At 68.9% G+C, this 23,191-nt stretch carries 19 protein-coding genes and 1 tRNA gene; 4 read left to right on the top strand and 16 right to left on the bottom strand.

The window, feature by feature from the left end; genetic code table 11:
- Positions 1-1,428, bottom strand: a 1,428-nt coding sequence (locus C8271_RS13595; protein WP_106507752.1) for an APC family permease, incomplete at its 3' end; no start/stop codon positions are given.
- A 214-nt stretch (positions 1,429-1,642) separates the two neighbouring features.
- On the opposite strand from C8271_RS13595, the gene C8271_RS13920 reads away from it, so the two are divergent.
- Both C8271_RS13920 and C8271_RS13585 read left to right on the top strand, forming a co-directional pair.
- Positions 1,643-2,122 (top strand): hypothetical protein, encoded by a 480-nt coding sequence (locus C8271_RS13920; protein ID WP_170957909.1) that lies wholly within the window; start codon positions 1,643-1,645, stop codon positions 2,120-2,122.
- Between the two features lie 58 nt (positions 2,123-2,180).
- Positions 2,181-2,951 (top strand): class I SAM-dependent methyltransferase, encoded by a 771-nt coding sequence (locus C8271_RS13585; RefSeq protein ID WP_106507750.1) that lies wholly within the window; start codon positions 2,181-2,183, stop codon positions 2,949-2,951.
- Between the two features lies 1 nt (position 2,952).
- Here the strand turns inward: C8271_RS13585 and C8271_RS13580 are convergent, their stop codons facing one another.
- Positions 2,953-3,969 carry a hypothetical protein gene (locus C8271_RS13580; RefSeq protein ID WP_138774588.1) on the bottom strand — a complete coding sequence of 339 codons (1,017 nt, stop codon included), beginning with the start codon at positions 3,967-3,969 and terminating at the stop codon, positions 2,953-2,955.
- Between the two features lie 41 nt (positions 3,970-4,010).
- Here C8271_RS13580 and C8271_RS13575 point away from each other — a divergent pair, with 41 nt between their 5' ends.
- Positions 4,011-4,880 (top strand): uroporphyrinogen-III synthase, encoded by an 870-nt coding sequence (locus C8271_RS13575; protein ID WP_106508096.1) that lies wholly within the window; start codon positions 4,011-4,013, stop codon positions 4,878-4,880.
- Positions 4,881-4,989: 109 nt separating this feature from the next.
- Here the strand turns inward: C8271_RS13575 and C8271_RS13570 are convergent, their stop codons facing one another.
- The 12 genes from C8271_RS13570 to C8271_RS13515 form a co-directional block, all read right to left on the bottom strand.
- Positions 4,990-6,399 carry an MFS transporter gene (locus C8271_RS13570; protein WP_106507748.1) on the bottom strand — a complete coding sequence of 470 codons (1,410 nt, stop codon included), beginning with the start codon at positions 6,397-6,399 and terminating at the stop codon, positions 4,990-4,992.
- A 225-nt stretch (positions 6,400-6,624) separates the two neighbouring features.
- Positions 6,625-7,599: an NAD-dependent protein deacetylase gene (locus C8271_RS13565; RefSeq protein WP_170957908.1), complete on the bottom strand. Its 975-nt coding sequence runs from the start codon at positions 7,597-7,599 to the stop codon at positions 6,625-6,627.
- Positions 7,596-8,342 (bottom strand): DedA family protein, encoded by a 747-nt coding sequence (locus C8271_RS13560; RefSeq protein WP_106507747.1) that lies wholly within the window; start codon positions 8,340-8,342, stop codon positions 7,596-7,598. The genes C8271_RS13565 and C8271_RS13560 overlap by 4 nt, the downstream gene beginning before the upstream one ends.
- 450 nt (positions 8,343-8,792) lie before the next feature.
- Entirely contained in the window at positions 8,793-10,301 is a 1,509-nt protein-coding gene (araA, locus tag C8271_RS13555) for an L-arabinose isomerase (protein WP_106507746.1), read from the bottom strand.
- 2 nt (positions 10,302-10,303) lie between these two features.
- A complete protein-coding gene (locus C8271_RS13550) occupies positions 10,304-11,056 on the bottom strand; it encodes an L-ribulose-5-phosphate 4-epimerase (protein WP_106507745.1) in 753 nt (250 codons plus the stop codon).
- Positions 11,057-11,147: 91 nt separating this feature from the next.
- The gene (locus tag C8271_RS13545; protein WP_106507744.1) at positions 11,148-12,590 is read right to left on the bottom strand and encodes a sugar porter family MFS transporter; all 1,443 of its coding nucleotides are present in this window, start codon (positions 12,588-12,590) and stop codon (positions 11,148-11,150) included.
- A 246-nt stretch (positions 12,591-12,836) separates the two neighbouring features.
- The gene (locus C8271_RS13540; protein WP_106507743.1) at positions 12,837-14,489 is read right to left on the bottom strand and encodes a xylulokinase; all 1,653 of its coding nucleotides are present in this window, start codon (positions 14,487-14,489) and stop codon (positions 12,837-12,839) included.
- A 73-nt stretch (positions 14,490-14,562) separates the two neighbouring features.
- Positions 14,563-15,585: a LacI family DNA-binding transcriptional regulator gene (locus C8271_RS13535; RefSeq protein ID WP_106507742.1), complete on the bottom strand. Its 1,023-nt coding sequence runs from the start codon at positions 15,583-15,585 to the stop codon at positions 14,563-14,565.
- A 290-nt stretch (positions 15,586-15,875) separates the two neighbouring features.
- Positions 15,876-16,613, bottom strand: a complete 738-nt coding sequence (locus tag C8271_RS13530; RefSeq protein WP_106507741.1) for a CE1759 family FMN reductase — start codon at positions 16,611-16,613, stop codon at positions 15,876-15,878.
- A complete protein-coding gene (locus C8271_RS13525) occupies positions 16,610-17,776 on the bottom strand; it encodes an LLM class flavin-dependent oxidoreductase (RefSeq protein WP_106507740.1) in 1,167 nt (388 codons plus the stop codon). The genes C8271_RS13530 and C8271_RS13525 overlap by 4 nt, the downstream gene beginning before the upstream one ends.
- A 109-nt stretch (positions 17,777-17,885) precedes the next feature.
- Positions 17,886-19,838 (bottom strand): hypothetical protein, encoded by a 1,953-nt coding sequence (locus C8271_RS14245; protein ID WP_245921151.1) that lies wholly within the window; start codon positions 19,836-19,838, stop codon positions 17,886-17,888.
- Positions 19,839-19,937: 99 nt separating this feature from the next.
- On the bottom strand, positions 19,938-21,233 hold the full coding sequence (locus C8271_RS13515) for a hypothetical protein (RefSeq protein WP_106507739.1): 1,296 nt from the start codon (positions 21,231-21,233) through the stop codon (positions 19,938-19,940).
- A gap of 340 nt (positions 21,234-21,573) precedes the next feature.
- Here C8271_RS13515 and C8271_RS13510 point away from each other — a divergent pair, with 340 nt between their 5' ends.
- Positions 21,574-22,806, top strand: a complete 1,233-nt coding sequence (locus tag C8271_RS13510) for an IS481 family transposase (RefSeq protein WP_106507738.1) — start codon at positions 21,574-21,576, stop codon at positions 22,804-22,806.
- A 44-nt stretch (positions 22,807-22,850) separates the two neighbouring features.
- Here C8271_RS13510 and C8271_RS13505 read toward each other — a convergent pair.
- A tRNA-Ser gene (locus C8271_RS13505) sits at positions 22,851-22,935 on the bottom strand.
- Between the two features lie 146 nt (positions 22,936-23,081).
- On the bottom strand, positions 23,082-23,186 hold the full coding sequence (locus tag C8271_RS13500) for a methionine/alanine import family NSS transporter small subunit (protein ID WP_106507737.1): 105 nt from the start codon (positions 23,184-23,186) through the stop codon (positions 23,082-23,084).
- Between the last annotated feature and the right edge of the window lie 5 nt (positions 23,187-23,191).

The following is a 23,191-nucleotide window of genomic DNA, read 5'->3' as shown; positions in this document are numbered from 1 at the left end:
GCCCGCGCCCCTCCGCGCGGCAGCGACCTTCCCTGCGTGGGGGCCGAGCATCTCGGTGAACACCTGCGAGGGGTCGGCCGGTTTCGGCGTCGCGAGGAAGAGCACCAGGCCCAGCAGCGCCCAGCCGCCCAACATGATGTACTCCGCCGGCCACACGAGCGTCATGCCGGTGCCGGGGATGATTGTGAAGGTGATGACCAGGAGCGCGCCCAGTGCGCCGATTGCCGGCAGGAACGCTGGCCGGGCCCGGTACTGGGGCTCAAGCCCTGGGTAGCGGCGCGGCAGTACGTACTTCGCGATCACCACCAGCAGCCACACGATGCCCAGGAATGTGCCGCCGGCGTCGAGGAACCAGGTCATGGCGCCGGGGCCCAGCAGCCCCAGCACCACGGTGACCACCAGGATGAACAGCAGTGCCCGGCGCGGCACGCCCGAGCCCTCATGCACGTGCGCCAGCCCGCGTGGCAGCATGCGGGCACGGGCGAGGGCTAGCACCACCCGGCTGGAGGCAACGAATAGGCCGATGAAGCTTGTGATCAGGCCCAACACACCGATGAGGAAGGCGCCGAAGCCCAGGATCGGGAAGCCAGCATCGGTGAACGCGTCGATGGTTCCCAGTCGCCCCGGGTCCGCGATCGACTCCCACGGCACCACGAAGGCAGTGGCCACGAGCACGGTGGTGTAGAACAGCGCAGCGAACACCACGGTGAGAACGACGGTGAGGCCAATGCGGCGGGCAGGGAGTTTTGCTTCCTCGGCCAACACGGCCACGAGGGAGAAGCCGACGACGTAGGTGATGCCTGGCACCACCATGCGCGCGGTGGAGGTGACCGGTTCCTGAGTGGCCATCCACAGCGGCGACAGGTTCTCGAAGGAGCCGTGTACGAGGGCTGTGCCGGCAAGTGCCAGCGCGATCACGATCATCACCACGAACAAGCCCACCTGGATCTGCGCGCCGACGCCCACGCCGAACCAGTTCATGCCGAACACGAGCAGGGTGAGTAGTAGACCCACGGCCAGCACTGGCCAGGTCACGTCGGCCCCGGCGAGGGAGTACAGGGTGCCTTTTTCCATCGCCGGCACGTACTTGCCCAGCAGCGTGCCGAAGGCGGTGACGTAGAAGGCGAGGGAGGAGATGTATGCGCCGATGTGGAACCAGCCGGTGGCGAATCCGGCGGGGCGGCCGAGCGCGACGAAGCCCCACACCACTTCACCACCGGCGCGAGGGATGGTGCTGGTGAGCTCACCGTAGGCCAGGGCGACGCAGGCCGCGAGGGCGGCGCCCACCAGGAGGCCCAGGATCATGCCGCCGGCGCCGTACTCGGTGAAGAACGTGGAGGAGGTGTAGATCCAGCTGGAGCCCACCACTCCTGCGACGCCGAGCGCGATGAGCGCTGGCATCCCGAGTGATTTCTTCAGCTCTGTCATGGGCACCTCCGAGGAGCGGGCCGGGTGGAACCGGCGCGGCGGAATGTGCACCTATGGTGCACGTCACGGTGGGCTGTGTGCTGCAAGCGCGCCGAATCGTGATCTGTCTGTTCCGGTGGCACGCCGCGGCAGGACCGACGGACGGGGCGCGTGGCCTCGTGCGCAGGCGTTCAGCAACGGAAGCCCGACGAGTCCTGGCGCCTACTCTGATGGCATGCCCGATTCCGCCGATGAGCCCGCCGAGCGGGGCGCGACTGAACACCCGCAGGCGCCCGCAGGTACCGATGCATCGAGCCGCGCTGATATGCCCACCCGGGCTGCTGCACGCCCCGGCGGGACGCCCGCGCGCGCTGACGCGACGCTGCGTCCCGAGGTGCCCGCTCGCCCCGATGCGCCGACCCGCCCCGACGCGCCGCCACCCTTCGCCGACGGCACCTCCTGGGAAGATGAGGTCCGCGCTGAGCAGGCCACCTTTGCGGAACGCTCCGTGAATGGCGCCGCTGTGGGCATGGTCGCCGCCGTGACCATCGGCCCGATGATTGGCCTGTTCATCGGCATGAGGATCAACGATCTCGCGATGGGCATGGTGATGGGGATGCCGTTGGGGATCGCGCTCGGGCTCGGTGCGGGGTGGATGATCGGGTCGCGACGCCGACGGCACCATCGGGCAGCCGACGACGCAGAGGATCGCTGAGCCCACCCGCGTCCTGCCCGACCCTCAGCCGAGAACCGTTCGCAGTTAGTGTGGGCGCATGACGCTCACTCCCGCTGACATCTGGGCCGCCGCCGACTATGCGCCGACGGCCGAGCGGCTTGCTCCGGCTTCTACCGTCCTGGCGCAGGTCATCGCTGAACTGACCCCCGGCGCCCACGTCGCGGATATCGGTGCCGGCCACGGACACACCTCGCACGCCCTGCTCGATATCGGCGCCCGCGTCACCGCGATCGAGCCCGTGGAACGAATGCGCATCGAGGGTATGCGCCAGGTTCCACAGGCACAGTGGATCAATGCGACAGGAGAGGACACCGGACTACCCGAGGGCGATGTCGACGCGGTGGCCAGCTCCTTTGGCACCATGTTCTGCGATCCCAACACCGGGCCAGCAGAATGGGCACGGATCCTGCGCCCCGGCGGCGTGCTCGCGATGACCGTGTGGAACGAGCACGGGTTCCTCGCGGAGATGACCGATCGCATGACCGCAGTCACGAGCCCCGGGGCGCCGACGAGACCACCCCACATGCTCTGGGGTGACGCGGAGGTGGCGTGTGAGCGGCTTGACGGTGCCTTCGTGGATCTGACGCTTGAGCAGCACATCCTGCCGTGGTGCTTCGACAGTGTGGAGCACGGCATGGAGCTTTACCTGCACGGCAGCCCCACGCATACGTTCTCCCTGGCCGCTGCGGGTGAGCGCGCGAACGATCTGCTCGCCGCCCTGCGTGGCCACCTGCAGGAGCATGCCGATGACGACGGCCGCATCCGCGCACAGACCGGTTACACCGTGCTGACCGCCCGGCGCGTGTAACTCAGGCGCCGAGCATCGCTGCAAATGCCCGCGCCGGCTCCTCGGGCACCAGTTTGACCGGCAGCGGCGCAGGCACCGGCCTCCCGGGTACCGGGATCGCGACGATCGCTGTCCACGGGTCCTGATTCTCGCCTGACGGCTTCGGTACATTGCGCAGCAGAGCGGACTCGCAGGGCTCGGTCAGATGCGAGTCGATCAGCAGCACGTCCCCGTCGGCGCTGGCCTCCACCACGGCTGCCAGGCACGCCGCCATGTCGGCACGCGTCGTTGGTCCCTCATAGGGTCGCGACTCCAGTGTGACCTCCGCAGCGCCGTCCGGTTCCGGCGGCCACACCAGTGCCTGCGCCACGATCTGGCCGCCGCGCCGCAGCGTCGCAGTACGACGCGGATCGAAGGCACCCGCGGCACCGGGCACGAAATCGGGTGCGTTCTCCTCACGCAACCGATCCGGCGCAGCGGCGGGCGACCAGCGCGCATGCTGCGCGGTGTAGTGCTCGACGTAGAGGCCAAGCATCAGCTCATGCACAGTGTCGTCGTTGACTGCGGCCCGCTCCACGATCTCGGCGCGTAGCCCGTCGGCCGTCATCGCGTGATCCTGTGCCCAGGAGCGCAACGTGGCATCGACCAGGTGCCGCCACGGCGGCATCAGCTGGATCACCGCCCCGCCGTGCCTGGCGGCGAGTGCGATCAGCTCCTCCTCGTGCGCCTGCGGCTTCATGCGCAACGGCAGGGTGGATACGGCCCGTTGCGCAGCGAGCAGAGCATCAGCGACCTCAGCCCAGCTCGGGCCGCGAGGGACCGATGGGGCGATCTCCTGCACATAGGTGCGTGAGTCCGGATGGAACACGTTGTCGATTCCGCGGCAGTGCCCCAGTAACGCCCCGTCGGTGCCCACCGCTATGAGCGAGCGCCGGTTATCGCCGTCACGCCACCGATCGGGCTGCACGTCGGTGAGCCCTCCAGCCCGGGCGCGGGCGACGTCCTCCACCGTGGCAGGACGGCAGGTCACAGATGACATGCGTGCACACTATCCAACCGCTCACCCTCTACGCTGGCGGTATGAACCGCGCCGATGATGCACCTGCCCTGTCCGACGCGCTCGCCGGCAAGCGGGTGGTGCTGTGCGTGGACCGCAAATCAGAGGAGCTCGCCGCCGCGCTCGCACGACACGGCGCCGCGGTGGAGATCGCACCCGCGCTGCGCACCATCCCGCACGCCGACGACGCCGCCCTGCTCTCCCGCACCCGCGACCTGATCGAGCACCCGCCGCAGATGCTCGTGATCACCACCGGCGTCGGTGTGCGCGGGTGGTTCGAAGCTGCCGACGCTGCTGGGTGCGCCGACGAGCTGCGCCAGGCGCTTACGAACGCGGTGATCCTCGCGCGTGGACCGAAGGGGCGTGGCGCTCTGCAGCAGGCTGGCCTGCACGCCGACTGGGTCTCCGAGACCGAAGTGCACACCGAGGTCGCCGCCCACCTGCGCACTCTGGATGTGGCCGGGAAACGGGTGGCGGTGCAGCACCACGGCTCGGGCGCCGACGGGCTCGATGAGCTGCTTGCCGAGCTCGGCGCTGACGTGGTGAGCCTGACCGTCTATCGCTGGGGCCCTGCCCCCGATGAGCTGGCGGTGCGTCGCAGCGTGCAGGATGCCGCGGCAGGCAGCCTGGATCTGGTGGTATTCACGGCTGCTCCCGGTGCGCACCGCTGGGTCGAGTACGCCCGCGAGGACGGTGTGCTGGAGCAGCTGGTGCAGCGCGCCCAGGATGGTCAGCTGGTGCTCGCGGGCGTCGGCCCGGTCACGGCGGAGCCGCTTGAGCAGGCGGGCATGCCGGGGCTGTACCGCGAACGGATGCGGATGGGTGCCATGATCCGTGAGATCCTCGCCCACGCCGAGCGTGGCTGGGGCAGACCAGGCTCTGCAGCCAGCTGACGCGGCCTCACCGGGTGCCGGGCAGCAGGCACGTTTCCGTGTCCAGCTGATACAGCCTCTCCGGGCGCTGGACAGCCGGCATGACTCCGCGTCCAGTTGAACGGGCTGCTCAGGCGCCGACGGGCCCGTGCTGCGGCTGCCGCGCGCTGCGACGCACCGCCTCCATCACGATCAGGCCGAGCCCGGTCAGCAGCGCGCACGCCCAGAACACGCCACGCTGCCCCAACGGTTCGAGGGCGCCCAGGGCGATGAGCGGACCGGAGATGATCGCGCCGATCCGTCGCGTGTTCATGAACAGGCCGGTGGAGAACCCCGCCCCCGGCAGGATCTCCTGGAACAGCGTCATCCCGATCCCTGCCACGGTCGCCACGGTGATGGCGTTGAGCACCTGCAGGCCGATCAGCATCACCGGCCCGGTGGCCAGGGCGATCCCCAGGTAGTAGCCCACTCCGGCGACCGCTCCCAGGACCATCACCGTGAGGTGACTGACCCGGTCCCCGATCCGGCCGAACATCACCAGCGCCGGGATCTCGAGCCCCGCGGCGATGCCGAGCGCGAGCCCGGCCCATAGAGCCTCCAGCTGCAGGGTCTCCACCGAGTAGATCGTCAGGAAGGACACGGCGGTGGCATTCGTGGTCTGAAACAGCGTGACCGCGAGGATCACGAGGGTCACTGCCCAGCGTCCGAGCCGCAGTGGCGGTGGCGCGGAGGGAGCGGGGTCCTCCTCCGGCCCGAGGGCCGGTGCGGTCACGTGCGGCTGTGCGGTCGGGTGCGGCTGTGCGGTCGCGTGCGGCTGTGCGGTGCTGGGGTGGTTCGCCAGCTCGCTCGTTTCCACTGGTGCTGGTGCGGTGCTGGTGTGTCCCGTTGACTCCGCTGTGCCCGCCGCCGGGGTGTCGTCGGCCGCCGATGGGGGCGCGGGGCGACGGTTGGTTCGAGGGCCTTGATGGTGCGGGGCGTCGGCCGCCGACGGGGCAGCGGGGCGCTGCCTCCTGCTGAGCAGCACAGTGGTCGCAATGTTCGCCACCGCGATGGCCGCGATTGTCCACAACACGCCGCGCCCTCCGGCCACACCGATGATCGCCGCGGCGAGCGGCGGCCCTGCCATCCATGCGGCCGCGAGGACCGCGCGCGTGTTCATGATCGCCGCCGTGGACTCACCGGCATGTCGCAGATGAGCGAAGAGCAGCGTCACGCCCACACCGGCTGGCCCGCCGAGCACCACCAGTGCTGCTGTTGCCGCAGGCAGGCTGGTCAGCAGCGCCAGGGCGAGGGCGAGCAGCAGCGTCATGACAGCGGCCATCAGCATGGTGGACACGTAGGAGTGATGCCGATCCGCCCACACCGGGATCACGAGAGCGGCGATGAACGCGCCGGTGTTGTAGATCGCGAGCGTCCCCCCGATGTCGGCCGTCGACGCGTCGTACAGCGCGGAGAGGATCAGCGCGAGCGCCGGGGTGAGCAGCGCGAACTGCAGCCCCCACAGCAGTGACGAGGAGGAGACGAGCAGACGGGAGGACATGATCTCCGTTCATGGGAAAGGGAGCCCCGGGGCCGCGCAGCACCGACGGTGCTGACCCCAGCAGCGACGACAGCGAGGAACGATGGCACCGGCGGCCGATGACACCGGGAGGCGGTGGCGCTGAGGATCGCAGGCACCATCAGACGCGGGACGCCGAGCGGCGGAGACGACGGTATCGTGCTGCGCCCCACCCCGGCAGTTGTCGCCAGCTTCTGGGACGATCTCTTAAGCCTGTGACCAGTACTCCAGCACGTGCTCGATGCGGCCGTGCACACGGACCACATCGCGGTCATCGGCCCGCGTGGGGCCGTCGTTCACGATCACCACGGGCTTGCCCTGCTTTTGCGCTGCCACCACGAAACGCAGCCCGGACTGCACGGTGAGGCTCGACCCGAGCACTAGCAGAGAGTGTGCCTGCTCGAGCACGTCGAACGCCGAGTGTACGGTCGCGCGCCGCGCGGACTCGCCGAAGAACACCACGTCGGGTTTGAGGATTCCGCCGCACAGCGCACACGACGGGTAGCGGAAAGCGGAAGTGCGGTCCACCTCTGCGTCGCCGTCCGGGGCCTGTTCAGCGTCGGCCACGAGCTCGGGCAGACGCGCCGCCACCCACGGGTTCATCGACAGCAGCCGCTCATGGTGCACGCTGCGGTCAACCACCGTTCCGCAGCTGAGGCATCGCACCTGATCCAGTCGTCCGTGCAGGTCGATCACCGGGGACGATCCGGCCTTCTGGTGCAGCCCATCGACGTTCTGGGTGATCACCCCGGTCAGGCGCAGCGTGCCGGAATGCAGCGCGGCCAGCATCTCGTGGCCACGATTGGGCCGGGCACGCAGGAACTGCGGCCAGCCCACCGTGGAGCGCGCCCAGTAGCGCCGACGCGACAGATCCGAGCCGATGAACTCCTGGTACGTCATCGGGGAGCGCGGCACAGCCTCGGCGCCGCGGTAGTCCGGCAGACCCGAGGCTGTGGACATTCCCGCCCCGGTGAGCACCGCGACAGATCCGGGCCGCATGAGCTCGAGTGCGTCGAGAATCTCCTGATCAGGGCTGGTCACACCGTAGATGCCGCCATCGATGCGTCCCCACGCGGGGATGCGGGGGAGGCCCCGTGCGCCAGCTGTTGCACGGCCTGCCGTGGAGAACCAACGGCCGACGTCCGCACCCTGGGGAGGCGGTGGGGTGGTCCGAGCGCTCACCGATCCAGCGTAGAGGGCTCGTGGGACGCCGGTGTGTTCGCGTGGTCGCCCTCGACCGTGGCGCAGTCCTCGCCGGCGTCATCGCCGGCTTCGTCTCCACGTGGGTCCTCGGTGTTGGGGGCGTCCGTCTCCGCCCCGTCGGCCCGGCGCGAGCGCCAGCGCTGCGTGAGGAATCCGATGCCCGCGAGAATCCCCAGACCGGCCACGATTGAGGAGTAGATCCGCACGAAAGCCTCGAGAGTCTCCCCGCCGGCCTGCCCGAACAGGTACCCCGCCACCACGAACGCGGCGTTCCAGATGCCGGAGCCGAGCCCGGTGGCCAGGGCGAACAGCCACAGCGGCATCTTCTCGATGCCCGCGGGAATGGAGATGAACGTGCGCACCATCGGCACGAACCGCGCGATCGCCACAGCGGGGAACCCGTACTTGTCGAAGAACCGCACCGCCACCTCGACGTCATGCTCCTCCAGCAGCGGCAGGTGGCTGATCAGACGTCGGGTGCGGTGAAGACCCAGCGCTCGGCCGACGGCGTACACGCCGATCCCGCCCACCACGGAGCCGAGCGTGGTCCAGAAGATCGGCACCCAGATCGGTTCACCGTTCGCTGCAGCGGTCACGCCAGCAAAGGGCAGCAGCACCTCGCCAGGCACCGGCGGAAACAGCGCCTCGGCAGCGAGCACGAGGGCGATGCCCGGCCCGCCCAGTAGCTCCATGATGCGGATAGCGACAGAGGCGAGGTCCATGCAGCGCCCTCCTCTCGTGTTGTCCCCTGTGCGGATTGCGGCGTGACCGGGGTCAGGGTACGGGCCGCGCCTGTCGCATCGGTGAACTGGCGGTGACGGCGCCCGCTCTCACGGGGATGCGCACGCTGTCCAGGGTGCGGCTGGGCGTCGCGCTGTCGATGGACCGCACGGAAGCGGCCAGCACGCGATGGGTGCTGCCGGATCCACGGGTACCCGTCGAGCTCCGGAGGCATTCCATCCAGGGTCACCAGGTCGTGCTGACTTTGTGCGACGCGGGAGAAGGAGTGACGGGTGCCTAGTGCACGAATCCGCGGGGTGCGCCCCACCAGAGACTGCAGATCGGCGAGCGATGTAGGCCGGTGGAGCGGTCCGGGCCCGTCGACGACGGGCCCGGACCAACGCGTGCCGGGCGTGATGCTGGTGCTCGCAGCAGCATCCCCGGTGCTGGACTCAGAAGCCCTGGGCGAGGCGGTAGAACACCTGGTTCGTGCGCAGGTCCTGGGCGAAGGAGCGCACGGTCGTGGACTCGTCGATGATCGCGAGCTCGATGTCCGCAATCGTGGCGAGATCCTCCCACACCTCTAGGCCCACCGCGGTGCTCATCACGGTGTGGTGGGCGGCGCCAGCAGTCAGCCAGCACTCGGTGGAGGTGGCGAAGTCAGGGGCCGGCTCCCACACGGCACAGGCGACCGGCAGCTTCGGCAGCTCCTCGTCGGGCTCGACCACCTCGACAACGTTCGCGACCAGGCGGAACCGCTCACGCATGTCGGACAGCGCCACGACCACCGCCGGACCCGCGTCGGCCGTGAACTTCAGGCGCACCGGGTCCTCACGGTCCCCGATTCCCAGCGGGTGGATCTCGAGGCTGGGCTTGCCGGTGGTGAGAGTCGGGGAGACCTCGAGCATGTGTGCGCCGAGGATCTTCTCGTTGCCCGGCGTCATCTCATAGGTGTAGTCCTCCATCAGGGAGGCGCCGCCGGGCAGGCCGTAGCCCATCACCGCGGCGACCCGCACCAGGATCGCGGTCTTCCAGTCGCCCTCGGCGCCGAAGCCGTACCCGTCGGCCATGAGGCGCTGGACAGCCAGGCCCGGCAGCTGACGCAGCCCGCCGAGGTCCTCGAAGTTCGTGGTGAACGCGCCGAAGCCGCCCTCCTCGAGGAAGCGGCGCAGGCCCAGCTCCTGCCGGGCGCCGTAGCGCAGCGACTCGTGGCGTTCGCCGCCGCGACGCAGCTCTGGCACCACGTCGTAGAGCTCCTCGTACTCCGCGACGAGCTCGTCGACCGCGCTCTCCTCGATCCCGTCGACCACCTCGACCAGATCGTTCACGCCCCAGGTGTTCACGGAGACGCCGAGCCGCAACTCGGCCTCGGTCTTGTCGCCCTCGGTGACGGCGACATTGCGCATGTTGTCGCCGAAACGGGCGAGCTTGAGGGAGTGCATCTCGGCCCAGCCGGTCGCGGCGCGAGCCCAGCGGCCGATCTTGGCTTGCACCGAAGCGTCCGAGGCGTGGCCCACGACGGTCTTGCGGTCCACGCCGAGCCGCGTGGCGATGTACCCGAACTCGCGGTCGCCGTGTGCAGCCTGGTTGAGGTTCATGAAGTCCATGTCGATCGTGGACCAGGGCAGCTCGACGTTCGCCTGCGTGTGCAGGTGCAGCAGCGGTGTGGTCAGCGCGTCGAGCCCCTGGATCCACATTTTCGCGGGGGAGAAGGTGTGCATCCAGGCGATGACGCCGACGCAGGCCGGGTCCGCGTTCGCGGCCAGCGCCACCTCGCGGATCGCATCGCGGTCGGTGAGCACGGGCTTCCACACGATCCTCACCGGGATGTCCTCGGCGGTGTCGAGGGTCTTGGCGATGGTGCGGGACTGCTCGGCAACTTGGTCAAGCGTCTCGGGGCCGTACAGCCCCTGGCTGCCGGTGAGGAACCAGATCTCGCGGGTCTCGAAGGGGTTCTGCATGGTCAGGCCTCCTGGGTCTGCTCTGTGGTGACGGCGGCCGGCTGGCCGTAGACGTTTTGGTAGCGGTCAAAGAGGGAATCGATGAGGGACTGCTCAATGGGCAGCGGCTCGCCCAGCTGGCGGGAGACGTGCACGGTACGTGCGACCTCCTCGCACATCACGGCGGCCTTCACCGCGGCGCGGGCGTCCTTGCCGAGGGTGAATGGGCCGTGGTTCTGCATGAGCACGGCGGGGGAGCGGGAGTCGCGCAGCGTTTCGACGATGCCGCGGCCGATGGAGTCGTCGCCGATGACGGCGAACGGGCCCACGGGGATCGGGCCGCCGAACTCGTCGGCCATCATCGTCAGCACGCAGGGGATCTCCTCCCCGCGCGCCGCCCAAGCGGTCGCGTAGGTGGAGTGGGTGTGCACCACCCCACCCACCTCGTCCATATGCGCGTACACGTAGGCGTGCGCGGCCGTGTCCGAGGAGGGGGAGAGTGCATCCGGGGTGCCGTCGACGATCTTCTGCCCGTCAAGGGTGCACACCACCATGTTCTCGGCGGTGAGTTCGTCATAGGAGACGCCGGAGGGCTTGATGACGAACAGGCCGGGGACGCCCTCTGGCAGGTCCGGGACGCGCTCGGAGACGTTCCCGGCGGTCCACACCACGAGGTGGTTGCGGGGCAGCTCGGCGTGCAGGGCGGCGACGCGCTCGCGGGTTGCGGCGACGGCGCGCTGAACGGCGTCGGGCAGGTCTGTCAGGACCAGGGTCATGGGACTTCCTTCCTGTGCGGGTGGGGCCGACGGGCAGCCGGCCGACGGGTCTCAAGGGGCGCTGGGCGAAGGGATGCCGACGCAATCATGCTCACAGGGACTGGCTCTCCTTCCCGGTCTCCCGCAGTGCAGCGGACTCCTCGATCTCCTCGAGGGTGCGACCGCGGGTTTCTGGCACGCGGGTGCGGACGAAGACGACGCCGAGCAAGCAGATCACGCCGAAGATCGCGAAGACCGCCGGCTGCGGCATCGATGCAGTCATGATCGGAAACAGCAACCCCACCAGGAACGAGCCGATCCAGTTCAGGGACGAGGCGAGCCCTGCTGCCCGACCGCGGATCATCAGCGGGAAGACCTCGCCGACGATCACCCAGGTCAGCGGCGCCCAGGTGAAGGAGTAGAAGGCGACGTAGAGGCTGAGGAAGGCGACGAGGAGCATGGGATTCGCCCCGGGAGCGACCCAGTGGATCAGCGCAGGCAACAGGAAGGACGCGCCCATCACGAGGCCGCCGAGGGTTAGGAGTGCTCGACGGTTGAAGCGGTCGGCGATCGCGAGGAACAGCAGTGAACCGAGCACCAGGATCACGCCCTGGACGATCGGCCACAGCAGTGCGGACTGCGCCGCGGTGCCGCTGGCCTCCTCCACGATCAGCGGAATGTAGTAAAAGATCGCGTTTGCGCCCTGGAACTGCTGGAAGGCGGCGACACCGGCGCCGGCGATCACGAGATAGCGGTAGCGGCCCTGGAAGAGGGATGCCCAAGAGGTGCGCTCGCCGGCGGCGGTCTCCGCGGCGACGGTCTCCTTGATCTCGCGCGCCTCGTCCTCGATCGCCCCGCCGGGGCGGAGGGTGCGCAGCACCTCGTAGGCCTCGTCGTCCCGGCCGTGGGTGATCAGGAATCGCGGCGACTCGGGCAGGCGCAGCACGCCCAGAAACAGCACGATCGCGGGCACCGCGGCCATGGCGAGCATGGAGCGCCAGGCGAGGGTGGTGGGCAGGTGCTGCAGCACCCAAGCCATCAGGTATGACAGCAGCATGCCGGAGACGATCATCGTCTGGTTCAGGCCCGAGAGGCGGCCGCGCAGCCGCGCCGGCGCCATCTCGGACATGTAGGCGGGCACAAGGGCGGAGGCTGCGCCAACGGCGAGACCCAAGAACACCCGCACCGTGACCATGAAGGCGATGGACTGGTGCGGGGTGATGCCCAGCAGTACGGAGCCCAGCGCGAAGACGACGGCGGCGGCGAGGATCGCGCGGCGACGCCCGATCCGGTCTGAGAGCTGCCCGGACAGCGCCCCGCCAAGCACGGCGCCGAGCATCAGCGAGGAGGTGATCCAGCCGATCGCGGCGGCGTTGCCAGCGAGGTCCCAGTCCTCCTGGAGGAAGGGCAGTGCACCGGTCATCACGCCGATGTCGTAGCCGAAGAGGATCCCTCCGAAGGCGCCGAAGAAATAAATGAATCGTGTGGAGACTCTCCGGCCGGTGCTCTTCTCCTGTGTCGTGTGTGCGTCGTCGGGTGTTGATGTGCTTGCCATGCCACTTCCTCGGGGTACTTCATGGTGGTGCAGGCCGGGGCCGGGGAGCCACGTCGTCGGTGACGTCGCCGTGCCGAGGCCGTGGGGTGTCCGCTGGGTCGTTCCGGCGGTCGCGTGAACCGTCTGTCAACGTTCACATTCTCGGGTGTGTAGAACCTCCGTCAATGTCGAGGGAATCGGTCGCCCGTCGATGCGGGTGGAAAGCGGGGTCGGCAGCGGGCGGGCGTGCCCCGTCGCCGGGAGGGATCAGCCGAGCAGGTCCCCGGCCTGACGGGCGAGCGGTAGCCCGCCGCGGTAGGCATTCAGCCAGGTCATGTGGCCCTCGCGGCCGGCTGCGTCGGGGGATCGGGTCGTGATGTCCTGGCCGGCGAAGACAACCTCGTCGAGATAGGCGCTGAGGGACTGCGTCTCACCCGCAGCGGTACGGGTGGTGTGCGCGGCAAGCAGCGCCATGCCCCAGGCGCCGCCCTCGCCGACCGACTCGCCGAGTGAGACCGAGACGCCGAGTGCATCGGCGAGCACCTGCTGGGCGACGCCCTGGGTGCGGAAGATGCCGCCGTGGGCGTACATGACGTCCAGCCGCGCGCCCTCGTCCTTCAGCAGGGCGTCCATCCCCACTGCGAGGGCTCCGAAGGCGCCGTAAAGCTGGGCGCGCATGAAATTCTCGAGCGTAAAGCGGGCGGACTGCTCGCGCACCAGAAGTGGGCGGCCCGAGGCGACGCCCGTCTGGTGCTCGCCGGAGACGTAGTTGTAGGTCAGCACTCCGCCGGCATCGGCGTCCCCGTCGGCCCCCGCGGAGAACATCGTTCCGTAGAGGTCTTCGGCGGACTGTGGTGCGCCGATGAGCTCCGCGAACTGTGCGAACAGGCCCAGCCAGGCGTTGAGGTCGGTCGTGCAGTTGTTCGTGTGGATCATCGCGACCGGGTGGCCCGACGGCGTGGTGACCAGGTCGATCTCCTCGCGCGGCCCGGACAGCGGGCCCTCGAGGACGACCATCGCGAAGGCACTGGTGCCGGCCGAGACATTGCCGGTGCGGGGCTCAACGGCGTGGGTGGCGACCATGCCGGTGCCAGCGTCACCCTCGGGTGGCGCGGTGATTGCCCCGGCCTGGAGGGTCCCGGACGGGTCCAGCAGTTCTGCGCCCTTGGCCGTCAGGCGCCCCGCGTCCTGCCCGGCGACGAGCACCTCGGGTAGCAGGTCGGGTAGCGACCAGGGCATCGCCGCGATCGGCGTGAGCGCAGCGGTGCGCTCGAGCAGCTCGGCATCGAAGGTGTCGCCCGAGGCGCCGATCGGGAACATGCCGCTCGCATCGCCGACGCCGAGCACCTTCCTTCCGGTGAGCTTCCAGTGCACGTAACCGGCGAGGGTGGTGAGGAAGTCGAGGCGTTCCACGTGCTCCTCGCCCTGTTGTGCGGCGTGCAGGAGATGGGAGATGCTCCAGCGCAGCGGGATGTTCTGCCCGAGCGTCTCGCTGAGCAGCGCCGCCGCCTCGGTGGTGAAGGTGTTGCGCCAGGTGCGGAACTCGGCGAGCTGTTCTCCGTCGGCGTCGAAGGCGAGATAGCCGTGCATCATCGCGGAGATGCCGAGGCCGCCGAGGGTCGTGAGCTCCGTGCCGTGCTGCGTGCGCACCTCGCGGGCGAGGTCGGCATAGCACTCGCGGATCCCCGCCCACACCGCGTCCAGTGAGTAGGTCCAGGTCTCGCCTACCAGCTCGTTCTCCCAGGCGTGGGAGCCGGTGGCGAGCACCGCGCCCGCGCCGTCGACCAGGGCGGCCTTGATGCGGGTGGAGCCCAGCTCGATCCCGAGGTGGGCGCCACCAGCAGCGATCAGGGCTGCGGTGTCATCCCCTCCGAGTGCAGGGGAGGAGGACTGGGTGGAGGACACGTCAGCGTGCGTCATGGGATCACTGAACCAGGTTCCCGCCCACTCTGTCAACGTTCACATTGGGGTGTCTGCCTCCTGGGCGCGGCGTTCAGTGGGGCTGTTCGGGACGGGTCGAGCGGCGCACGACCAGGCGCGGCGAGAGCGGCTGCGGGGGAGGGCCGGGATCCTCCGGAGCCTCCAGTAGCTCCAGCATTCGGTGCAGCGCGAGCCGGCCCAGTTCCGCGAAGGGCTGGGAGACAGTGGTCAGCGAGGGGAGCAGGAACTCCGCCCCGGCGGTGTCGTCGAAGCCCGCCACAGCGACGTCCACCGGCACGCGCGCGCCGTGCTCGTGCAGCGCATGCAGCGCGCCGATCGCCATCATGTCGTTCGCCGCGAAGATCGCCTCCGGGACGCCGTCTGCGAGCAGGCCGCGCGTCAGCTCGTACCCGGACCTCGGTGTCCAGTCGCCGGGTGCGGTCGTGGTTCCCACCAGGCCCAGCTCCGCGGTTGCTTCGCGGAAGCCGTGAAGGCGGGCACGTGCGTCGTACCAGTCTGTTGGGCCGGTCAGGTGCGTGACCGAGCGTACGCCCGTGCGTGCGAGATGCTCGACCACCGCATGCGAGCCGCGGCGCTGGTCCACACCTACGACCTGAGTGGACGCGGACGCGGGGGGCTGTGCGGAGACGGCGAGGACGGGGATCGTGGAGGCCGCTGCCGCGACCACCGGTTGCATCCCCTCGTGCGGCGCGACCACGAGGATGCCGTCGACGCCCGAGCCGATCAGCTCAGCGCCTGGCGTCTCCCCCGCGGGGTCCCCGGGGCGGACCGTCGTCAGCAGCACCGAGTAGCCCGCCTCGCGGGCCGCGGCTTCGATTGCGGTGACCGTCTCAGAAGGGCCGAACAGAGAGGAGCCGTCGGTCAGCAGGCCAATCTGCGAGGAGCGGGTGGTCTTCAGGGCGCGGGCGGCACGGTTCGGGGCGTAGCCGGTCTCGGCGATCGCCGCGAGCACCCGCTCCCGGGTCTCGGGGCGCACGATGCCGGGCTGGTTGAGCACGCGGGAAACCGTCTGGTACGAGACCCCGGCGCGGCGTGCGACGTCGGTCATCGACGGGCGGCGCGTCGCTGTACTCATGGCGTTCTCCTCGCGGACGGTCGGTCGAGCGGCACTCTACAGGGTGATGACCTGCGCAGATCGCCTAGCCCGAGCTCGGCGGGCGGTGGCGGGCGCGCTCCCGCCAGAGTGCGGTGTGGATGCGATCGGCGGCGCTGCGACATCGTGACCTGCGACGGGATCGGAGCCGACTCCGGCGTCCCCAGCGGTGCGCAACACAGCTGTCAACTCCGCAGCGGCCCGCCGGAACGGCTAAGGACATCGCCGACTCCCCGGGGATGCGCAGCCAGGCCCACGGCGGTAGGGCGTGGTCAGTCCGTTCGCTTGCCCAGCAGCTCGTCCATCGGCACGAAGTCGGCGAACTCCGGGTCGAGGCCAGCGGCGACCTGCGGCTGGCCGCCAGTCGCATCGGTGTCCTGGGCGGCCGGGCGTGTGCCGTCGGCCTCGGGAGCATCGCGAGCCGCGTCCGTGAGGCCGGTGCGGCCGCGGCGCTGCAGCACCAGGTGCGCCAGGTCGCGGGCCGCGCGCGCCATCCGTTGATCCAGCGGGGTGGCGTCACGGTGCCCCTGCCCGTCGTCCCCGGTATCACCGGTGGCGGCAAACACCGAGGTGGCGGCCACATCCGCGCGCAGATGCGCCATGATCGGCCGGATGCCGTAGTCGATCACGAGCCCGTGGCGGGCACTGCCTGCGGTGGCACCCAGCAACACCGGACGTCCATGCCACAGCGCGGGATCTGCGGCATCCAGGAAGGACTTCAGCAGTCCGGAGGGGCCCGCGTTGAACACGGGGGTTGTGATGATCACGCCATCGGCAGCCCGCAGCGCATCCAGCACAGTGCTCAGAGGCGGAGACGGGAAACGGGTGATGAGCATGTCCACCACGTCGTGCGCGACCTCCCGCAGCTCCACGGTGTCCACGTGCGCGGTCACACCGTGATGGGCGAGTGCCTGCCGTGTTTCACGCGCGAGACCGTCGGCCAGCATCCGGGTGGAGCTCGGCGTGGATAGCCCGGCGGACAGCACCAGGATACGTGCGTCGGTGCTCATCGGCGCTGCTCCCGCCGATCCTCGGCGCGTAGGCCCGTCCAGTTATCGCCGGTCTCGAAACGGTAGGAGGGATCGAAGGCGCCGCGCTCAGCCTCCGCGGCCGCGACCAGCGACGCGTGCGTGGGGGCGTCGGGCACGTCAGCGGGACGACGGGCGTCCAGCTCGCGGCGCAGCACCGGCACCACCTCGGTGCCCAGCAGTTCAATCTGCTCCATGACGGTCTTGCGCGGCAGACCGGCGTGGTCCATGAGGAACATCTGGCGCTGATAGTCGCCAACATGGTCGGCCATGGTCAGGTACCGCTCGATCACCTGCTCGGGTGAACCGACAGTCAGCGGGGTCTGGCGGGTGAAATCCTCCAGGGACGGGCCCCCGCCGTATACGGGCGCGGCGTTGAAGTAGGGGCGGAACTCGCGCACGGCGTCCTGCGAGTTCTTCCGCATGAAGGCCTGACCGCCCAGCCCCACGATCGCCTGCGCGGCGGTGCCGTGACCGTAGTGCTCGTAGCGTTCGCGGTACAGATGCACCATCTGCTTGGTGTGGCTCATCGGCCAGAAGATGTTGTTGTGCAGGAAGCCGTCGCCGTAATAGGCGGCTTGCTCGGCGATCTGCGGGGAGCGGATTGAGCCGTGCCACACGAACGGCGGTACACCGTCCAATGGGCGCGGGGTGGAGGTGAACTGCTGCAGCGGTGTGCGGAACTCGCCCTCCCAGGTGACGACGTCCTCATGCCACAGGCGGTGCAGCAGCGCATAGTTTTCGATCGCCAGCTCGATGCCTTTGCGGATGTCCTGCCCGAACCAGGGGTAGACGGGTCCGGTGTTGCCGCGTCCCATCACCAGGTCCACGCGACCGCCCGAGAGATGCTGCAGCATCGCGTAGTCCTCGGCGATCTTCACCGGGTCATTCGTGGTGATCAGCGTGGTGGCGGTGGACAGGATGATCCGCTCGGTGCGGGCCCCGATCCACGCCAGTGTGGTGGTGGGGGAGGAGGTGACGAACGGCGGATTGTGGTGCTCACCGATCGCGAACACGTCAAGCCCCACCTGCTCGGCCAGGACCGCCTCCTCCACCATCAATTCGAGCCGCTCATGTTCGGTGGGCACGCGGCTGGTGGTCGGATCCGGGGTGATGTCGGCGATGGTGAAGATGCCGAACTGCATGGACGCTCCTTGGGTCGGCGAGGGAGGGCGGCGATCCGCAGGCCGACGCACACACTGATGATTCAGATCTGAACCATTTGACCGCCCAGAGCCAGGATAGGTCGGTGCCTCAGGCAACCTCTGCGTCCGGCGCGGTCCAGGTGGTGCAGGAGGACAAGCCACCCCGGGCCTGCTGCCCGCGCACCACCCACAGGGCTCGCGCATCCACCGACGGATGCGAGGAATCCGTCGGATCCGCCTGCGCTTCGGGTGAGGTGACGAAGGTTGCGACCCGGTCCGAGGGGCGCACCCCCTCCGGCATCTGGAACGCGGATGCTGCACCCAGGCAGGACAGCTGCAGGCCGTAGCGTCGGCGTAGCGCATCCGAGGCCTCGATGTCGTCACCCACCGCGGAGATCGCGGCACCGTAGTACGCATCCAGGTCCACCGCCGAGATGGCGAACACCGCGTACGTGTACGACAGGTGCCACATGTACAGCTGCGCTGTTTCCGCATCCTGCGTATTGGAAAAGCCCGGATCCCACGTGGTGGGCCAATACAGCACGTCATCGGCGAGACATGCACGTGGAGCGTCGGAGAACTCTTCGGGACGGCACGCGGAGTTCCCCGGCGTCTCCGGAGGCGTCCACAGTTTGATCCGCGGCCCGGTGAACTCGACATTCTGCGCACCCAGCGCATCGGACCACATCGACTCCAGACATGCCGCACCCGCGTCGAGGAAGCCCTGCAGCTCCTGCTCCGGGACGAGCCCGCTGACGGCAGGCAGCTCGCACGAGACAGGGACCGGCAACGTGGCCGCAGTCAGAGGATTCTCCGCCAGCACGCCGACGAGCTCCTCCGTGGTGCCGGACGGCGTCTGGCCCGACTCGAGTGCCTTCCACGTGCCGTTGTCTCCGGCGCCCTGCCCTGCCGCGTCCTCCTCGGCCTGCGCCGATGGGTCATTGCGCATCCACAGCCACCAAGCGGCTCCGCCGCCTCCCAGCCCGAGCAGGAGGAGCATCGCGCAGCCGAACGCGACTGCGACCACGGCTCCGCGCCGACGGCGCGGCTCCGTGGCATCCACGCCGGGCGGCAGCGACCCCTGCGGATCAGGTTCTGCCTCCGAGGGGGACGGTGCCGAGAGCGCCGAGGCGAACCGTGGCCGGCGATCGAATGGCCGAATCGGGGCGTGATCGGGCACGTAGGCCGGCGCCGGCGCCGGTGACCCCGAGGCGGGTGAGCCCGGAGCTGGGGACCCTGAGGCGGGTGAACCTGGCAGTGGTGATCCCGGTGCCGGCGACCCGGAGACAGGTGAGCCCGCAAAGGGATAGCTGGGGGCGGGGGTGCCCTGAGCGGGAGTCCCGACGGTCGGCGCGCTCGACATCGGCATCGCCGGCTGGTGCGGGGCCGCCGGTGCCGTTGGGAACACCTGCTCCGATGCGGGCGCGGGACTCGGCGCTGATGCCGGCCCCGGGGGCGCGGCCGGGGATTCGAACACCGGCCACATCCCCTCGCCGCCGCCACCGGATGCCTCGGGAACCTCGTTGATCACCTCATGACGGCTGCGGTACAGCGGATCCTCGTGCCAGGGCCGCACGCGCGTCTCATCCAGCTCGTCATCGTCGCCGAACCCGTCGGACATCATCGGTGCCCGATCAAGCATCCAGTCAGAGTCTGGAGCCGACGACGCCTCCGGCTGTGCGGGAGCGGGAGCGAAAGAGGTCGCGGGCGCGCCGTTCACCGGCGGGGCGAAAGCCTCCGGATTGAGCGTGTCCTCGGTGTCCTCCAGCGGTATGTCGTGCAGCGGAGCGGGCCGCAGGATCGTGTCCTCCGTGTCCTCAGCTGGCACGTCATCGCGGGGCGCGGGCCGGAGCACGGTATCCGCGGCATCCGCGTCACCGGCGCTGGGATCGCCATCGGTGGTCGCTGCGGGGGGTGTGTCCGCGTCATGCTGCGTTGCGGGATGCGCGGGTCGGAGAATGGTGTCCTCATCCGGATCGCCGACACCGCTGCCGTCGGCCCCGAACGGGCGCTCGCCACTGCCCACTGTTCCCCCTGCTCTCGGTATGAACGGCTCGATCATGTCATCGACTAGACGCAGTGCTCAGGGACCACACCGGTTCAGATGCCGGTGAGGGCGATGTGACCTTTGCCGTATGGTCCGCGCACTGTATGCCGTGTCCTAGACCACGGTCGACTCCGGCGCTGCCCAGGCGTTGCACTGCCCCAGCTCCCCGCCGGATTCTAGGCCCTTTTCGAGCCAGCTGACCCTTTGCTCGGGTTTGAAGTCATACGGGGGTTCCCCGGTGCTCCAGTTCTGCGGATCGGTGATCGTCTGCAGGATTCGTTCGCTGGGCTGGACGGCGTCCGGCATCTGGCTGATGGACATGCCCGTCAGACAGTACAGCTGCATCGCCCAGCGGTGCGCAGCCAGTCGGCGCCCTTCCTCGTCGCCCTCTGCTTCGTACTTCTTCTCCGCACTGTCGGCGTACACGTACAGGGACATCTGCCAGGTGACGGCGTTGAGGTACTGCACGGACAGGTTGAACAGGTACGAACCGGGGACCTCTTCCGGGGTCTGCGGATCGCCCGTCTTCCCGTAGCCGACGGGCCAGTACAGCACATTGTCCAGGTTGCACATGCGTGCCTGGCCCTCCTCGAAGGTCTCGGTCTTGCAGCCCGCATCGGCGGGGATGTCTGGCCAGGTGAACACCGTGATCCTGGGGGCGCTCCAGTTCAGACCGCGATCCGAGGCGGCACGCGACCAGGCCTGGCTCAGGCATCCGCCAAGTGCGGACAGCATCGCCTGGAGCTGTTCAGGGGTGTGCTCGACCGGGGTCGAGGGAACCTCGCATTCACGCACCGCCGGAATGGTGCCCGTGGTCATCGGGCTGTTCGACATGATCGTGACCATGTCGTCGCCGGTTCCCTCGGGCTCATCGATCGGGCTGATCGCTTTGAAGGTGGGCCCGTCAGTGGGAGTCTCCGAGGCCGAAGGTGACTCCGGGTCGGTGCTGGGTGGCTCCGTGGTGCCGGGCTCCGTGGTTGTTGTGGTGTCGGCCGTCGGCTCGGGGCCGGACCGGTTGAGCATGAGGTAGGTGATGCCGCCGCCGATCACGAGCACGAGAGTGGCAATGCAGCCGAGAGCTACGGCGATCAGCGGCCACGGGCGCTTCGGCGGCGGCGTCTGCTGGCCGCCTCCCGTCTCGTATGGAGCGGGGTCGGCGCTGTGCCAGGGCGCCTGCTGCTGGCCTGAGGGGTTGAAACGTGTGCTCTGCTCACCCGTGGGATTGAAGTGAGTGGGATCATCCGGCGGGGGAGGAGAGCCGACGGATGGAGAGGTGTGGGCGCCGCGCCCGTATCCGTACGAGCCGCCCTGTGGCGGCGGCGAGGGATGACCGGGCTGCTGGGGGCCCGTGCCCCAGGGCTGGGACTGCTCCTGGTTCCAGGGTTCTCCCTGGCCTCCCGTCGTCGACATGTGACCCCCGTGGCGTTCAAAGCACTGTCCGGCCCAGCGTATCGGGCAGCCGTCGCCGTGGCCCGTGCAGCGGTGAACTGTGGCCCAACGGTGACCGTGCCGCTGCATGCGAAAGCGCCCCATCCCCGGGAGTCAACCCGGGTCAGGGGCGCTTATCGTGCCGCTCGGCAACTGCGGAGGATGGGGTGTGTGAGTTCACGACATCGTTGACAGTCCGGGGCAGGGAACTCGCGGCTGATTGTTGACCGGTGAGTCGGGTCATCGTTGACGAACCAGGGGTCGTGTTCGTTGACCGGTGAGTCGCGACATTGTTGACACGCCCTGGCCGCGACGATGCGACATGGGCTCCAAAAACAAGAACCTCGTCATCGTCCGTTCCGTCCTCGAACAAGGCCTCACGCACGCCCAAGCGGCTGAGCGCTACCGCGTCTCCAGGCAGTGGGTCCATGTCCTGGTCCAGCGTTACCAGCTCGGTGGTCCCGAAGCCCTGGAGCCGCGCTCACGAGCTCCACGCTCACGACCCGGCACCACACCGGAGGCGGTGCGCCAGAGGATCCTCACCCTGCGCAAGACCCTCACCCGCCAGGGTGCTGATGCAGGACCAGCAACGATCGCCTGGCATCTGGACAACGACGGCATCGATGCCCCGTCCACGGCGACCATCCGTCGAATCCTGCACGCTCACGGCCTGATCACACCCGAGCCCCGCAAACGTCCCCGTTCCTCCTACCGGCGTTTCGAGGCAGAACTGCCCAACGAGTGCTGGCAAGCCGATATCACCCACGCCTTCCTCGCCACCGGTGCACGGGTGGAGATCCTCGACGTCCTCGATGACCACTCCCGCTACCTGCTGCACATCCAGGCCGCACCCGCCTTCTCCGGCGCCATGGTCGTCACCGCAATGAACCACCTGATCAGCGCATATGGGGCCCCGGCATCGACACTGACGGACAACGGTCTGGTGTTCACCGCGCGTCTGGCCGGACGCCGTGGAGGCCGTAACGGCTTCGAGAAACTCCTCCAGGCCCATCGGATCCGTCAGAAGAACGGACGGCCCGGCCACCCTCAGACCCAGGGGAAGATCGAACGGTTCCACCAGACCCTCAAACGCTGGCTTACCTCCCGGCCCCGCCCCGACACCATCGAGGACCTCCAGACCCTGCTGGACCAGTTCCAGACCTGGTACAACACCGAACGCCCGCACCGCGCCACCGGCCGCCGCACCCCCGCGCAGGCTTACACCGCTCTACCCAAGGCCACCCCCGGCAGCGCACTGACCGAACCCGAATGGCGCTGCCGCGTTGACCGCATCGACAAGAACGGGAAAGTCTCACTGCGCTACGCCGGCCGCCTGCGTCACCTCGGCTACGGACGCGCTCACGCCGGCCGCCACGTCCTGATCCTGGTCCACGACGACCACGCCGTCACCTCGGACGCCACCACCGGCGAGATCATCGCTGAGCACCGCATCGACCCTGCCCGGGACTACCAGCCCAAGCTCCCCCGAACCCACAACACACCCACCAGGAGACCGGACTCCGGCCCGTCAGTGAACCCACGCAAAAAAACCTGAGCCGCGACACCGTCTGTCAACGATGTCGCGACTCAGGACAACTGCGGAGGATGGGGGATTTGAACCCCCGAGGGCGTGAACCCAACACGCGTTCCAGGCGTGCGCCATAGGCCGCTAGGCGAATCCTCCAGTGCTCGTAGAGCAAGTAGTAGCGTACCTGACGCCGACGGGGTGGTGCGAGTCGGCTCGATTCAGGTCACACTGTGCACGCTCTGCTGTGCTGCGCACTGCTGTGTCCAAGGCGAGGCGCAACGTTCCATGGACAAGCAGGCGGGTCAGCTCTCCTCGGGGTGGCGCACGATGTTGACGACCGCCGCTGCCAGGCCGCCCCAGACGGTGAGGAGAGCGACGACCATCATGATGATTGCGGATGCAGACATGGGAA

Origin of the sequence: Brachybacterium timonense, assembly GCF_900258505.1 — a bacterium.
In the GTDB taxonomy this organism is placed as follows: Bacteria; Actinomycetota; Actinomycetes; order Actinomycetales; family Dermabacteraceae; genus Brachybacterium; species Brachybacterium timonense.
The sequence above is the reverse complement of the archived record's forward strand: the minus strand, read 5'-3'. Positions and strand labels throughout refer to the sequence as shown.